Below are 13,622 nucleotides of genomic sequence, written 5' to 3'. Positions count from 1 at the left end.
ATCTCAGGAGAAGCCGTCGACGATGGTGCCGGCCGAGAAGATCAGCACGATCCCGATGATGACCGAGGCGAACCAGCCCCAGTTCAGTCGCCCCATCATGCACATGAAACCGGTGCCGATGACGGCAAGCGTGGCGACCGCGATCCCGATGGGACCGGTCAGCGCGGCCTCGACGGTTTCCAGCATGGTCTGGATCGGCGACAAGTCCTGCGCGAGGGCGGGCGTTGCGAAAGCCGCCAAGGTTGTGGCGACAGGCAAGAGGTGGCTGAGGCGATGTCGAAGCATGCGAAGTTCCCTTGTTTTATTGAAGATCGATAAGGACGGGCGCGCGGGCAGGCACCCGGTCTGCGATGCTTGTGTCCGGCGCGGAAACGGGGGTGCCTGCCAGCCGAGACCGAATCCGGTGGATGCGGGCGATGTAGTCACGGGTCTCGGCGAAGGGCGGGACACCGGAATATTCGACGACCCGATGCGGCCCGGCATTGTAGGCCGCGAGGGCCAGGTCGATGTCCTTGAAGGTCGCAAGCTGTGCGAGCAGATAGCGCGCGGCACCGTCGAGGTTCTGGGAGGGATCGCGCGGATCGACCCCGAGGGCGCGGGCCGTGTCCGGCATCAGCTGCCCTAGGCCATAGGCGCCCTTGGGGCTGACGGCGGTCGGGTTATAGCTGCTTTCAGCTTCGACCAGCGCGCGGAAAAGAACCTGCCAGTCGTCGGCGCCCAGATTAACTTGGCGCAGGGCACGGTTCCTCTGGTGGCGGACGGCAGTCGTCTGGATCAGGGAGAGGATGTCGTCACGGCCGGAAGGCTGCGCAACATCCAGCGAGGCCAGAACGACTTCGGCCCCAGCGCCATCATCCAGACCGGCCCATGCAGGCCGCTCGCCATGAAACGTCCAACCCGAGGTCCTAGCCGTGCCGTCGCGGCCAAAGGCGATGACGTCAGCGGCGCTCTTCGAGGGTGATGCTGTAGTCAGGACCAAAGCGCAGATCGCGCCCGTCACCGAATTCGAGATGATGTTTGAAGAGACCCGGCCATATGTTGAAATACCGCGGCTCAGGCCCGTGTGGGGTGATCCGGGTCGAGACCAGAATGGCTTCCGGTTCGCCCTCGCGCAGGTAGATGCACTGGTAGCGCGGCTTGCCATCGTCCGTGAACCCCACGAGTTCATACCGGCAGCGGTACGCGATGCCCTCCTCCTGGAGGTCTTTGACACCATCGATGGTGATCAGGATCTGGTTGCGCGCTATCGGCATGTTTGGACTCTCCCGTTGAGAGCCCTTCTACTTCACGACACTAAGGCCATAAAGTCATATAGAGTCAATACGACATATTGCAGAAAAATACAAATTGCACGATAGTTGCCGCAACTTTTGCGGGAGAGTGGCATGAAACGTCAGATGATGGCGGCGATAATCGGGGTGTTTGGTGCTCTTGGTGCCCCTGAGAAAGCGCAGGCCTATGATATCGACTGCGCCATCATGCTCTGTATGGCGGGAGGTTTCCCCCCGAGCGCGGTCTGCGCGCGGGCCTATCGCACCATGATTCGTCGGATCACGCCCTGGCCGAGCCTGCCGCCCTTCGGGGTCTGCACCTTTGCCCATGTCCCGGTCGAGCTTGGTGGGCCAGGTGGGGAGGGTGAGCTCGACACCAACCTGCCGGAATACGAATGGCTGAACCGCACTCACGTAATCTGGTTCACCGGACGCTCCTACGAGCCGCGCGACGAGCCGCGTCAGTGGGATTGGTCGATCCGCTCTTGCGATCGCGAGAACCGGACCTGTCGGTATATCCAACGGGTCTACGGATCCCACACGCCCTGGCCCGCGACATTCACCTCAGAAAGCGGGCAGGAGATTGCCTACCCAAGCGGTGGCGGCCTTTGGCACTTCTACTCCCGCAGCATCATGGTCGAATACGGCGACTATGAGGGCAACTTGGGCCATTCGGAGTGGTTTTCCTACTGATCTGAGCTGTCACTGGGCGTCAGGGAAAACGGGCGCACGATGGCAAGACTGGCATCAAAGCGTTCCGGATCGACATGCCAACGACGGCTCACCGAGCCATCATTCCAACGGTAATCGGTGAACAGGTGAATCTTCTGCGTCCCGTCGTTCAGAAACCCTTCCTGGAAAGGCCAGCCTGTCTTTCTCTTCGCCATGTATCCGCGCCACTCGTACCGTTTTTGCCGTTATGTCTCTCGCGTTGGGGGACGGGATCAAAGCCTCAGGAAACGGACTTGCGCTTCGCGAAGAGTTCTTCGGGGTCGACATTGAGCGCCTTGGCGATGCGTTCGAGAAGGTCGAGGGAAGCCGCGAACTTGGCGTTCTCGACCTTGCCCATATGGCCGCGGCTCACTTCGGCCCGATGAGCAAGCTCCTCCTGGCTGAGGCCGCGGGCGCGTCTCAATTCCTGGATGTTCAGTGCTACACGGTCCCGCAAGTTCATGCCCGCGAAACGGGCACGATGCACGAAATATCGCCACGCGATATATGTTACATTCGGAGGCGCAGAGAAGAAATGTTTGAGCGGCGCGAGATCGCCGAAATGGGATGCCTGCCGAAACGCAGGTCACGGGATTATCCGTCTCGCAAACATTTTGGGCCGTTCAATCGTTCTTTCTGAAAAGGGCGGCACCGGCAATACCGGTGCCGCCAGTTGGTCGTCCACAGGGAGGTTCAAGAGGACGAATTCTACAGCGAAATTTGAGGTCAGCCAAAAATCGCATAAGAGAACTTATGTTAGTTTTGTGGTTGTCGCGGCACCTCAGACAGCTTCGAGCGCGATTGCAATCCCCTGTCCCACGCCAATACACATGGTCGATAACGACTTTTCTCCAGGTTTGAGGTCCAGCATCGCTGAACCAGTGATGCGGGCACCTGACATGCCAAGCGGATGGCCGAGAGCAATAGCGCCGCCGTTCGGGTTCACGCGGGCGTCATCATCCGCGATCCCCAGGTGCCGTAGTGTGGCCAGACCCTGCGAAGCAAAGGCTTCGTTAAGTTCGATTACCGAGAAGTCTTCTTGTTTCAGTCCAAGTCGCGCCATCAGCTTTTCCGACGCCGGTGCCGGCCCGAAACCCATGATGCGCGGTGCGACGCCCGCGGTTGCGCCGCCCAAGACCCTTGCGATCGGTGTGAGGCCAAATTTTTTTGCGACGTCGCTGGTGGCAAGGATCAATGCTGCGGCACCATCGTTCACGCCCGAAGAATTCCCAGCGGTTACAGTGCCGTCCGCTTTTACGAAAGTTTTCAGTTGGGCGAGCGCTTCCAAAGTCGTACCCGCGCGAGGGTGTTCATCCTGTACGACGATCTTTGGCTCCCCCTTTCGCTGAGGAATCTCTACCGGGACAATTTCACGGGCCAAACGACCGTTCGCCATGGCATCTCTCGCCTTTCGCTGCGAACGCATGGCGAAGGCATCTTGGTCGGCGCGGTTGATGCTGAAGTCTTCCGCTACGTTTTCGGCCGTTTCAGGCATGCTGTCGACGCCGTATTGACTCTTCATCTGTTTATTGACGAAGCGCCAGCCGATGGTGGTGTCTTCAGCAGAATTTTCGCGCGAGAATGCAGTTGTAGCTTTTGGCATCACAAACGGAGCACGAGACATGCTTTCCACACCGCCAGCAACAATGAGATCGGCTTCTCCAGCTTTGATCGCGCGGGCGGCTGTGATTACGGCGTCCATACCCGATCCGCACAACCGGTTCATCGTCGTGCCAGGGACACAATCCGGAAATCCCGCGAGTAGCAGCGACATGCGTGCGACGTTGCGGTTGTCCTCGCCCGCCTGGTTGGCGCAGCCGAAAATCACTTCGTCAATGGCCGCTAGATCTAGCTTCGGGTTTCGGCTGGCCAGGGCCCTGAGTGGGATTGCACCAAGATCGTCGGCTCGCACAGAAGAAAGCGCGCCGCCATAGCGACCAATTGGTGTGCGGATGTAATCGCAGATGTAGACGTTTGTCATTCTTAGAGTGCCTTTGTCATATCCGGGACGGCGTCGAGCAGGTCTGCGACCAGGCCGTAGTCGGCGACCTGGAAGATCTGGGCCTCTTCATCCTTGTTGATGGCGACGATGACCTTGCTGTCCTTCATGCCTGCAAGGTGTTGAATTGCCCCGGAAATCCCGACCGCGATGTACAGCTCGGGCGCCACGACCTTGCCGGTCTGGCCGACCTGCCAGTCGTTCGGTGCGAACCCGCTATCCACCGCCGCGCGCGAGGCGCCGACCGCCGCGCCCAGCTTGTCGGCCAGGCCCTCGATGATCGCGAAGTTCTCCTCGGAACCGACGCCGCGACCGCCCGAGACCACGATCTTGGCCGAGGTCAGTTCCGGACGATCCGACGCCGCGACCTTGTCCTCGACCCAGGCGCTCAGGCCCGCGTTGCCGGCCGCTGCGATGGCCTCGACGGCGGCCGAACCACCCTGGCCAGCCGCGTCGAAGGCGGTGGTGCGGACGGTCAGTACCTTCTTGGAATCGTTGGACTTTACCGTCTGAATCGCGTTGCCCGCGTAGATCGGGCGTTCGAACGTGGACCCGTCCACGATGGCGGTGACGTCCGACAAAACCATCACGTCCAGCAGCGCCGCGACGCGCGGCAGGATGTTTTTCGCGCTCGCCGTGGACGGAGCAACGATATGTTCATAATTGCCTGCCAGGCTGACCACCAGATCGGCGACCGGCTCGGCCAGGCCGTTGGCATAGGCGGCGTCATCCGCCACCAGAACCTTTGCCACGCCGTCGATCTTCGACGCGGCCTCGCCTGCGGCAGCGGGGCCCGCAACCAGAACGGTCACATCGCCCAGCGATTTGGCAGCGGTCACCGCCTTGGCGGTGGCGTCCAGCGCCAGTGCACCACCGGCGATTTCTGCAAGGAGAAGAACAGCCATTACACGATCCCCTTTTCTTTCAGCTTCGACACCAGCTCGTCGACCGAGCCAACCATTTCCCCGGCCGAACGCGCGGCGGGCTCTGCCGTCTTGACGACGGTCAGGCGCGGCGTGACATCGACGCCGAAATCGGCGGCGGTCTTTTCGTCCAGCGGTTTCTTCTTGGCTTTCATGATGTTGGGCAGCGAGGCGTAGCGCGGCTCGTTCAGGCGCAGGTCGGCGGTGACGATCGCCGGCAGCTTCACCTTGATGGTCTGCAGACCGCCGTCCACTTCGCGGGTCACGACGGCATGCTCGCCCTCGATCGCAACCTCAGAGGCATAGGTCGCCTGACCCCAGCCCAGCAGCGCCGCCAGCATCTGGCCGGTCGCGTTCATGTCGTTGTCGATCGCCTGTTTGCCCGCGATCACCAGGCCCGGCGCCTCGGCGTCGATCACGGCCTTTAGGATCTTGGCCACCGCCAGCGGCTCGATATCTTGGTGCACGTCGTCGGCGGCCACGACGAGGATCGCCCGGTCCGCGCCCATCGCCAGCGCCGTGCGCAGCGTTTCCTGCGCCTGTTTCACGCCGATCGACACGACGACAAGCTCGTCCGCCTTGCCCGCTTCCTTCAGACGGATCGCCTCTTCAACCGCAATCTCGTCGAACGGGTTCATCGACATCTTCACATTCGCGAGACCAACTCCGCTACCGTCCGCCTTAACGCGAACCTTCACGTTGTAATCAATTAGGTGTTTTATAGGTGCAATTATTTTCATTGGCGTTTATCGTCTTGGAAATTTGCAATGGCAGTAACGGCCCGGGTTCCAGGCCGTTACTTGGGATGTGTCTCTGTCAATTCGCAGTATAACCGCCATCTACTACAATCTCTGCTCCGTGAACGAACGATGACTCATCCGATGCGAGGAACAGGACCGCATTCGAAACCTCTTCAGGTTTGCTTGGCCGCTTGAGCAGCGTGGCCCCCAGAATTGCCTGCCGGGTCTCTTCGTCGGCGTGTAGCAGATCTTTTGTCATGGGAGTATCGATGACACCGGGATGGATCGAATTGACACGTATGCCACTTTCGGCCAGGTCGACTGCGCAGGATTTGGTCAACATCCGTACGGCGCCTTTGGATCCAATGTAGGCTCCCGCCGAAGCGGCACCAACAATCCCATAGATTGAAGAAATATTGATAATTGATGCTTTTTCGGTCTCTTTCATCAATGGAACCGCGGCTCGGATACCGAGATAAACACCGCGTACATTGACGTTGATCGTCATGTCAAATTCGTCAGGCGAGGTTTCGTGGAGCGGCTTCAGAATGAGAATGCCAGCGTTGTTCACTAGCACATCAAGTCGACCAGCACTTGATTGCACCGTGGAGATGACATTCTTCCAATCTTCTTCAAGCGTCACGTCATGCTGAATGAATTCCGCCTTCCCTCCGGCTCCAATGATACCTTTTACTACGCTTTCACCCGCTTCCGTATCACGGTCGGTTACAAATACATGCGCGCCTTCACGTGCCAGCGTTTCACAATGGGCTTTTCCCATGCCCATGGCGCCACCTGTTACCAGTGCGACTTTTCCGGATACCCGTCCCATAGTTCTCTCCTGAGTGTTCATGAACAAATTTAATTGTTTCCGCCGGGTTTTCTTAATGCCCGACGGAATTCTTTACACCTTCTCGGCAGTGCGGTCGCGGATCAGGGATGTATAACCTTCCTCCTTAACCGCACTAATGGCATTGCGATAATTGCCAATCCCGGCCATGTAGAACATCACCGCATTCTTCTTTCCGGGGATATTTGCGCCGAAGATCCAGCTTTCAGCTTTGGGGAAGAGTGTCATGTCGGCGATTTCACGGCAGGTGCCAACCCAAGCGTCGCGCGCCTCCACGGTTGGCTCCACACTTTGAACCCCCTCTTCTTCCATTGCGCAAATCGTGTCAGCGATCCATTCAACTTGCGTCTCAATGCTGGGGGGCAGGTTAGTGAAGGGGCCATTAGGGCCAAGGATCATGAAGAAGTTAGGGAAGTCTACCTCCATCATGCCGAGGTAACCGAGTGGGCCTTCCTTCCAAGTGTCGCGCATGGTCACGCCTCCGCGTCCGCGGAGGTCCATTTTGACGTAATTGCCGTCGACCGCATCGAAACCAGTGGCAAAGATTACGATGTCAAGCTCATGCTCCTCGCCGCTTTCGAGACGAATGCCGTTCGGAGTGAACTCTGCGATCGGATCGGCCTTCACGTCGGCGAGGGTCACGTTGTCTCGGTTGTAGACCTCGTAATAGTTGTTTCCGCAAAGCGGGCGCTTGGCGTAAAGGTCCTTCGGCGTCAGTTTCTCTGCGACCTTGGGGTCCTTCACGATTTGCTTGATCTTGCCCTTGATGAAGTCAGCGGCCGCATCATTGGCCACTTGGCTGGTCGCAATATCGCAAAAGGTGCCAAACATGAAATAGAAACCACCGCCGCGCTGCCAGGCGGCTTCGAAGACCCGCTCCCGTTCCTCGGGCGAGGCGGTTTCGGCGGGTTCGGCGCTTTCTTCGAAGCCGAAGGCCACAACAGAATTCTTCACTTGATTCCAGATATTATCGTAGTTCGCCTTTTGCTCGGCGATGGTAGCATCGTCTTGCGGGGTGTTCCCAATCGGCACGACATATTGTGCAGAGCGCTGAAAAACAGTCAGGTGTTTTGCAATTGGTGCCGTTGCAGTGATAACCTGAACACCCGTCGAGCCGGTGCCGATAATGCCCACGCGTTTGTTGCTCAAGTCCACTCCCTCGGGCCAGGCACCTGTGTGTAAGATACGGCCTTTGAAATCATCGATGCCCTTGAATTTTGGAACATTCGTTGCGGACAAGAGACCGAGGCCAGTGACAAGGTATTTTGCGGTAACTGTCTCACCACTATCAGTGATCACGTTCCAGAGACCGGTTTTTTCATTATAGTGCGCGCCATCCACTTTGGTGTCGAACTTGTAGCTGCGTCGAAGATCGAGATGATCCGCTACCTCGTTCATGTATTCGAGGATCTCGGGCTGGGTCAGATACCGGGTTTTCCAGCGGCCTTTTCGAAGCAACTCTTTGTCAAAAGAATAGCGATAGACATAGCTTTCCGTGTCTGACAGCGCACCGGGATATCGGTTCCACCACCAGGTGCCGCCAACGTCACTGGCGCTGTCATAGCCCCGGACGTTCAGTCCCTGCTCGTTGCGAAGTTTGTGGACAGCGTAAAGCCCGCCGAAGCCCGCGCCAATGACGACTGCGTCAAAATCCGCTCCGACCGTTTTAGTATTCTCAGTCTGAATGTTCATATCACTCCTCCCAGAGTAAGACCGCTCCGCCCCGCAGATTGCGGGTGAGATGCTAGATGAATGTTTCGTAGGGGTTTGTCTCGCACCGCACCGCAATGCAGTGCGAGTACAGGTCTCAGAGGGCCCGATACCATGCGGCGATGCGACCAAGTTCCTCGTTTGCCTCGGGCGCGCGTCCCGAAAGCGCGGGAAAGACATGCTGCATGCCTTCGACGATAGACAGGGTCACGTTTACGCCCTGTGCCTTGGCCTTTTCGTGCAACCGTTCGGCATCGCTCTTAAGCGTCTCGGCCCCTCCGGCATTGATATAGAGCGGCGGGTAACCGGTGAAATCGTTCTCCAGCGGGTTGGCCAACGGATTAAGCGGATCCGTGCCTTCACCGAGGAACATCCCCGCCATCGCTTCGAGGATCGGTTTGCCGACTAGCGCATCGGTTTCCGCGTTGGTTTCCAGTGTTTCCCCGCGCATCGCCATGTCGAGCCAGGGCGAATAGGCGATGACCGCTCCGGGCAGTGGCAACCCAAGTTCGCGTAACTTCAGCACGCTGGCGATGGCAAGATTGCCGCCAGCACTGTCGCCAGCCGTCAGAATATTTCTTGCCTTGAAACCCTTATCCAGCAGCGCTTTGTATGCGGCTACTGCATCTTCGATCTGCGCCGGAAATGGGTGCTCGGGTGCGCGCCGATAGTGCAGGATCACCGACGTAACCCCAAGCACCTTAGCGAGGTGCCCTGCCATTTTTCGATGACTATCGGCTGAGCCGACGGCAAAGCCGCCACCATGAGTGTAAACAATTACACGCGAGGTATCTGCCCCGGCTGGTAGGGCCCAGATAGCCTCAACTCCTCCGACATGATCGCTTTTGTAGCTAACGTTTTCCGGCTCTAGTGCGGGCTGCCCCCATTCATCGAACATGCTGCGCAGGTTCGCGATCGTCAGGTCTGGGTTCTCGACCATCTGATCGGTCCAATTCTGATAAAGCGCCCGCAGCGTATCGGCTTCTCTACTGATTTCCATGTTTATCCTCCCAAGCATAACATTTGGCAAAGCCACCAACTGACGTCGCCAATCTCGAAGACGTCAAACGGTCAACGGCATACGCCAATTATCTCAGAGTAAGGGCGAAAAATGCGCCATGTATTGAACAATCCTGCTTTGGAAATAGTATGATCGTGCTCAGCCTGTCGTGAGGCAGATATGCCCGTTACTAGGCTCTGTTGATGGCGTGGATACCCCCTCCCGACGGCATCGCAATGTGCCACTATGATGAGCGTTAAAAGCCATCACAGAAGGAAGGAGCATCTATGTCCGAAATTAAAATTATCGGTGTCGACTTGGCAAAGCGCGTTATCCAGTTGCATGGTGCGTACAATGATGGGTCAGTCGCGTTTCGCAAAAAGCTTTCACGAGGCCAGTTTCTCGCGTTCGTGGCACAGCAACCCAAATGCATGATCGCCATGGAGGCGTGGCCACGGCGTATGGCTGGGGCCGCGAATTTGAGAAGCTGGGGTGCGACGTGCGGTTGATACCGCCGGTCTATGTGAAGCCGTTCGTCAAACGCCAGAAGAATGATGCGACCGATGCAGAGGCCATCTTGGAGGCTGCATTGCGTCCAACCATGCGCTTTTTCGCAGTGAAGACGGAAGATCAGCAGGCCCGTGCCATGCTGTTTCGCACGCGGCAGATGTTTGTCGGCCAGCGCCCCCAGATGATCAACGCTTTACGCGGCCACCTCGCCGAACACGGATTGGTCGCGGCCCGCGGGCCTGCCCATCTCAAGCGACTCGCGGACGCAATCGCAGGTGATGACACCGCGCTGCATGCTGAGGTTCGTGACCTCGGCCGGATGTATCTGGGGCAGATTGAGGGGCTGAATACGCGTGTTGCAGAGCTTGACGCGAAGATGCGATGTGCCGCCAAGAAAGCCGACTTGGTGCGCCGAACACAAACCATGCCGGGCGTGGTTCCTGTCACGGCGCTTGCGATCGAGACATTTGCCCGTGACCTGGCCACCTTCCGGCGCGGGTGCGATTTTGCCGCCTGGCTTGGGCTTGTGCCGAAGCAGCACTCGACGGGCGGCAAAGCCCGGCTCGGGAAGACCTCGAAGATGCGACAGCGCGACTCCGGACACTCTTGGTCTCTGGCGCTATGGCTGTCCTCCAGGCTGTCGAGCGGTTTGACACACCGAATAATGGCTGGCTGAAACGCCTACTAACCCGCAAGCCGCGCATGGGTCGCCGCGATTGCGCTGGCCAACAAGATGGCGCGTGGCCTCTGGGCCATCATAATGAAACAAGAGGATTACCGGAATCCGGTGGCGGCGATGGCATAGCGAAGACGGCATGCCACGACGTCCCGGTAAGTTGGGAGTGTGAGGAGGTCACTGAAAAGTAAGGGCAAAGGATCGATCAGATCCGGGTCAGAGAAAGCAGCATTTGTGCAGGAGCCACCGAGCTCGGTTTGTTGATATGCCTCTGGTCCGCGCATCGCCATACCGGCCCGCGGTTACATCAGCGCCGCACACAGAGGCCTGATACATGACCGCACCCGATCACACGCTCGCGCCGTTCAAAAAATCACTTGCACCAATGGGGGCATGCATGCACAAATCCCGTGTCGGACTCATCTTATGAATCCAGCGTGGTAGCTGAGGTGCATGAGCAGACCGACAACCCCGACATACAAGACCATGAACTGGCCCGCTTATAACGAAGCGCTCAAGCGCCGTGGCTCGCTGACGATCTGGTTTGACCCCGAGATGAGCTGGGAGGCCGTGCCGACAGGCAGAAGAGTTACAGCGACGCCGCGACCCAGACCTGTCTTTCGATGAAGGTCCTGTTCGGCATGGCCTTGCGACAGGCGACCGGGTTCGTCGAGAGCCTGTTGCGGCTGATCGGTCTCGACTGGACGGTGCTCGACTTCAGCACCCTGTCCCGGCGCCAGAAGACCCTGGCCGTGAACATCCCGTATCGCGGCTCCAAAGGGCCGTTGCACTTGTTGGTGGACAGCACGGGGATCAAGCTTGAAGGTGAGTGGCATGCCCGCAAGCATGGCGGCCCCAAGCGACGGGTCTGGCGCAAGATCCACCTCGGGATCGACGAGCAAACGTTGGAAGTGCGCGCTGTTCAGATCACCGGGAGCCACATCGGTGACGCTCCAGTGTTACCCAACCTTCTTGAACAGATCCCGGCAGACCAGCAGTGTCACGGCTGACGGTGCGTATGACACACGAAAATGCCAGGACGCGATTGCGGACCGTGGCGTCCACGCCGTTATCCCACCAGGTAAGAACGCAAAGTCTTGGAAGACCATCACCGCCTAAGCCGCGTCGAGACGAAGATGCACTGTGTTAAGTTGCTGGGGCAGCGCCTTATGGCGCGGGACTTTGACCGTCAGGTCGCGAAAACCCTTTCTAAATAACGAGGCACCCTCCAGTCGCAAGGGTCCTCTTTGACAAGCGCGCTAAACAGCGCGGCCAACCGATCCTTGCCGATATTTTTGGCGTGGTGCATCAGGCCTCCCCGCCAGCGGGGAAATCCGTAGCCGTGAATCATTACTAGGTCGATGTCTTGCGGTTTTTCTGCGACGCCTTCGTCAAGGATATCGCAGGCTTCCGCCACCATTGCGAGCAAGAGCCTTTCTACGATTTCGTCAGCTGAGAACTCCCGGCGAGTGAAGTTCATTTCTTCTGAGACACGGAGTATTTCGCTAGCGACCAGCTCCGAAGGTGAGGGTTTGCCGTCCGGCCCATAGTCGTACCATCCGGCGCCCGATTTGCGTCCTAGGCGTTTGTGCTTTTCGACCAGCCGCTCGACCAAGGGCATGTGACCACAGCAGTTCCCTTCTGCAGCGGCCTTGCGACGGATATTCGCGTAGGCGATGTCCAGCCCCGACATGTCCTGTGCAGCATATGGACCCATCGCCATACCGAATCCGCGCATAGCCGCGTCGATCTCGTCGACAATAGCCCCCTTCACCAGAAGGCGATTAGCGGCGTGACGGTAGCTAGACAAAATTCGGTTTCCGATGAAGCCATCGCAAACACCAGACAGTACCGGGATTTTACCAAGCCTGCGCGCCAGCACAAATGCTGCACCTAATGTATCGTCTGACGTTCGGTCGCTCCTGACGACTTCCAGAAGCTTCATAATATGCGCAGGACTGAAGAAATGAATCCCTACAAAGCGTGCTGGGTGCTTCAACCCATCAGAAAGCCGATTTACATCGAGATAGGATGTGTTTGTGGCAATAATCGTCTCGGGCGGCAGAGCACCTTCGAGTTCGGTCAAGATCGCGCTCTTGACCGCAAAATCCTCGAAGGCCGCCTCGATTGCTAGATCGGTTGGTGGCAGAGCGTCATAGCCTGAGACCGTAACCAGCCGGTCCTCAACCGCCTTTCCCGCATCGGGGGACAGAATGCCGCGACTGATACCCTGATCAATCAGCTTTTGCAGGTTTTCTCTGGCCCACTCTGCGGACGAGGCACTGCGTTCGACGACAGTCACCGAGATCCCTGCGGTCGCTAGCGTGTACGCAATAGCTGCTCCCATATTACCACCACCGACCACGATGGCGGTTTCAGCATCTCGGGAAGGTCGGGGGTAGGTGCGCCCCTTGTTGGTTGCGGTACGCTCGGTGAAGAAAACGTGCCTAAGGGCCCGCGCCTGATCCGAGGCACGAAGGTCCAAAAACGCAGCGCGCTCGCTGGCCAGTGCGTCGTGCAGCGGCGTCATCGCGCTGGCCGCGACCAGGTCCACCGCAACATGCGGGGCATTCTGGCCAGGCATACGCCGCGCTACCTGCGCGCGGGCGACTTCCGCTGCGAAGTGGTTTGGCATTGGTGAAGGAAGATTGTCGGGTGCCTGTGCCGCCTCTAGAACAGCGTCATCGAGAGCTATGGCCGCGCCAAGCGGGTCATCGGCTAGCAGCTGGATCAGTCCTATTTTCAGTGCCTGCTCGGCGGAAACAGCCTTCCCGGTGACGATCATGTCAAGCGCAGCTTCAATACCGATAAGTCGCGGCAGTCTTTGGGTTCCCCCTGCGCCAGGCACGATCCCCAAGTTTACCTCTGGCAGGCCCAGTTTGGTAGAAGTTGAGGCGATGCGATAGCAGCAAGCCAGAGCAATCTCTAGTCCCCCACCAAGCGCAGCCCCGTTGATGGCTGCGATAGTCGGAATCGGAAGGTGCGCAAGTTGCAACAGCACGTCATTTAGTTGTGGATCAACAGGCAACTGTCCGAATTCCTTCGCATCCGCGCCCGCGACGAACGTCGTTCCTGCGCCGGTGATAATCAGCCTGGTAGCGCCAGTTTCGAGGACTTGGAAGATACATTGTTGTATTCCAGCCCGAACCTCCGCGTTGATTAGGTTAAGCGGCGAATTGTCTATGGTCAGAATTGCTGCGCCATTTGAGAAGCTTAATTCAACAGGCATGGG

At 58.3% G+C, this 13,622-nt stretch carries 13 protein-coding genes and 2 pseudogenes; 3 read left to right on the top strand and 12 right to left on the bottom strand.

Annotation, left to right across the window (positions count from 1 at the left end; genetic code table 11):
• Window positions 1-3: 3 nt before the first annotated feature.
• The 3 genes from IEV87_RS22280 to IEV87_RS22270 are packed head-to-tail and all read right to left on the bottom strand — an operon-like array spanning window position 4 to window position 1,253.
• Window positions 4-285: a TrbC/VirB2 family protein gene (locus IEV87_RS22280; RefSeq protein ID WP_102875640.1), complete on the bottom strand. Its 282-nt coding sequence runs from the start codon at window positions 283-285 to the stop codon at window positions 4-6.
• Window positions 286-301: 16 nt separating this feature from the next.
• Entirely contained in the window at window positions 302-979 is a 678-nt protein-coding gene (locus IEV87_RS22275) for a lytic transglycosylase domain-containing protein (RefSeq protein ID WP_229737797.1), read from the bottom strand.
• Window positions 939-1,253, bottom strand: coding sequence for a hypothetical protein (locus tag IEV87_RS22270; RefSeq protein WP_188479830.1), 315 nt, complete (start codon window positions 1,251-1,253; stop codon window positions 939-941). Before IEV87_RS22270 ends, IEV87_RS22275 begins: the two co-directional genes overlap by 41 nt.
• A 132-nt stretch (window positions 1,254-1,385) precedes the next feature.
• Between IEV87_RS22270 and IEV87_RS22265 the strand changes: the two genes are divergently transcribed.
• Window positions 1,386-1,964: a hypothetical protein gene (locus IEV87_RS22265; RefSeq protein ID WP_114295283.1), complete on the top strand. Its 579-nt coding sequence runs from the start codon at window positions 1,386-1,388 to the stop codon at window positions 1,962-1,964.
• Here the strand turns inward: IEV87_RS22265 and IEV87_RS22260 are convergent.
• The 8 genes from IEV87_RS22260 to IEV87_RS22225 all read right to left on the bottom strand — a co-directional run bounded on the left by IEV87_RS22260 (window position 1,958) and on the right by IEV87_RS22225 (window position 9,204).
• Window positions 1,958-2,158 carry a hypothetical protein gene (locus tag IEV87_RS22260; RefSeq protein WP_009804208.1) on the bottom strand — a complete coding sequence of 67 codons (201 nt, stop codon included), beginning with the start codon at window positions 2,156-2,158 and terminating at the stop codon, window positions 1,958-1,960. The genes IEV87_RS22265 and IEV87_RS22260 overlap by 7 nt on opposite strands.
• A 65-nt stretch (window positions 2,159-2,223) precedes the next feature.
• Window positions 2,224-2,469, bottom strand: a complete 246-nt coding sequence (locus tag IEV87_RS22255; protein ID WP_229737796.1) for a helix-turn-helix domain-containing protein — start codon at window positions 2,467-2,469, stop codon at window positions 2,224-2,226.
• A 294-nt stretch (window positions 2,470-2,763) separates the two neighbouring features.
• The gene (gene pcaF / locus IEV87_RS22250; protein WP_009804213.1) at window positions 2,764-3,963 is read right to left on the bottom strand and encodes a 3-oxoadipyl-CoA thiolase; all 1,200 of its coding nucleotides are present in this window, start codon (window positions 3,961-3,963) and stop codon (window positions 2,764-2,766) included.
• A 2-nt stretch (window positions 3,964-3,965) separates the two neighbouring features.
• On the bottom strand, window positions 3,966-4,886 hold the full coding sequence (locus tag IEV87_RS22245) for an electron transfer flavoprotein subunit alpha/FixB family protein (RefSeq protein WP_009804214.1): 921 nt from the start codon (window positions 4,884-4,886) through the stop codon (window positions 3,966-3,968).
• Window positions 4,886-5,644, bottom strand: a complete 759-nt coding sequence (locus IEV87_RS22240) for an electron transfer flavoprotein subunit beta/FixA family protein (protein ID WP_009804215.1) — start codon at window positions 5,642-5,644, stop codon at window positions 4,886-4,888. The genes IEV87_RS22245 and IEV87_RS22240 overlap by 1 nt, the downstream gene beginning before the upstream one ends.
• 76 nt (window positions 5,645-5,720) lie before the next feature.
• Window positions 5,721-6,476: an SDR family NAD(P)-dependent oxidoreductase gene (locus tag IEV87_RS22235; RefSeq protein WP_009804216.1), complete on the bottom strand. Its 756-nt coding sequence runs from the start codon at window positions 6,474-6,476 to the stop codon at window positions 5,721-5,723.
• Window positions 6,477-6,548: 72 nt separating this feature from the next.
• A complete protein-coding gene (locus tag IEV87_RS22230; RefSeq protein ID WP_009804217.1) occupies window positions 6,549-8,186 on the bottom strand; it encodes a flavin-containing monooxygenase in 1,638 nt (545 codons plus the stop codon).
• Window positions 8,187-8,301: 115 nt separating this feature from the next.
• The gene (locus IEV87_RS22225; RefSeq protein ID WP_017468330.1) at window positions 8,302-9,204 is read right to left on the bottom strand and encodes an alpha/beta hydrolase; all 903 of its coding nucleotides are present in this window, start codon (window positions 9,202-9,204) and stop codon (window positions 8,302-8,304) included.
• A 287-nt stretch (window positions 9,205-9,491) separates the two neighbouring features.
• On the opposite strand from IEV87_RS22225, the pseudogene IEV87_RS22220 reads away from it, so the two are divergent.
• Window positions 9,492-10,519, top strand: a pseudogene (locus tag IEV87_RS22220) (IS110 family transposase).
• A 324-nt stretch (window positions 10,520-10,843) separates the two neighbouring features.
• Window positions 10,844-11,592, top strand: a pseudogene (locus IEV87_RS22215) (IS5 family transposase); the annotation flags it as partial.
• On the opposite strand, the gene IEV87_RS22210 reads toward IEV87_RS22215, so the two are convergent.
• Entirely contained in the window at window positions 11,580-13,619 is a 2,040-nt protein-coding gene (locus IEV87_RS22210; RefSeq protein ID WP_037930989.1) for an FAD-dependent oxidoreductase, read from the bottom strand. The pseudogene IEV87_RS22215 and the gene IEV87_RS22210 sit on opposite strands and share 13 nt — an antisense overlap.
• Window positions 13,620-13,622 lie beyond the last annotated feature (3 nt).

Origin of the sequence: Primorskyibacter flagellatus, assembly GCF_014638275.1 — a bacterium.
Taxonomy (GTDB): domain Bacteria; phylum Pseudomonadota; class Alphaproteobacteria; order Rhodobacterales; family Rhodobacteraceae; genus Pseudooceanicola; species Pseudooceanicola flagellatus_A.
Note: the sequence above shows the minus strand (reverse complement) of the source record. Positions and strands in the feature narration are given on the sequence as shown.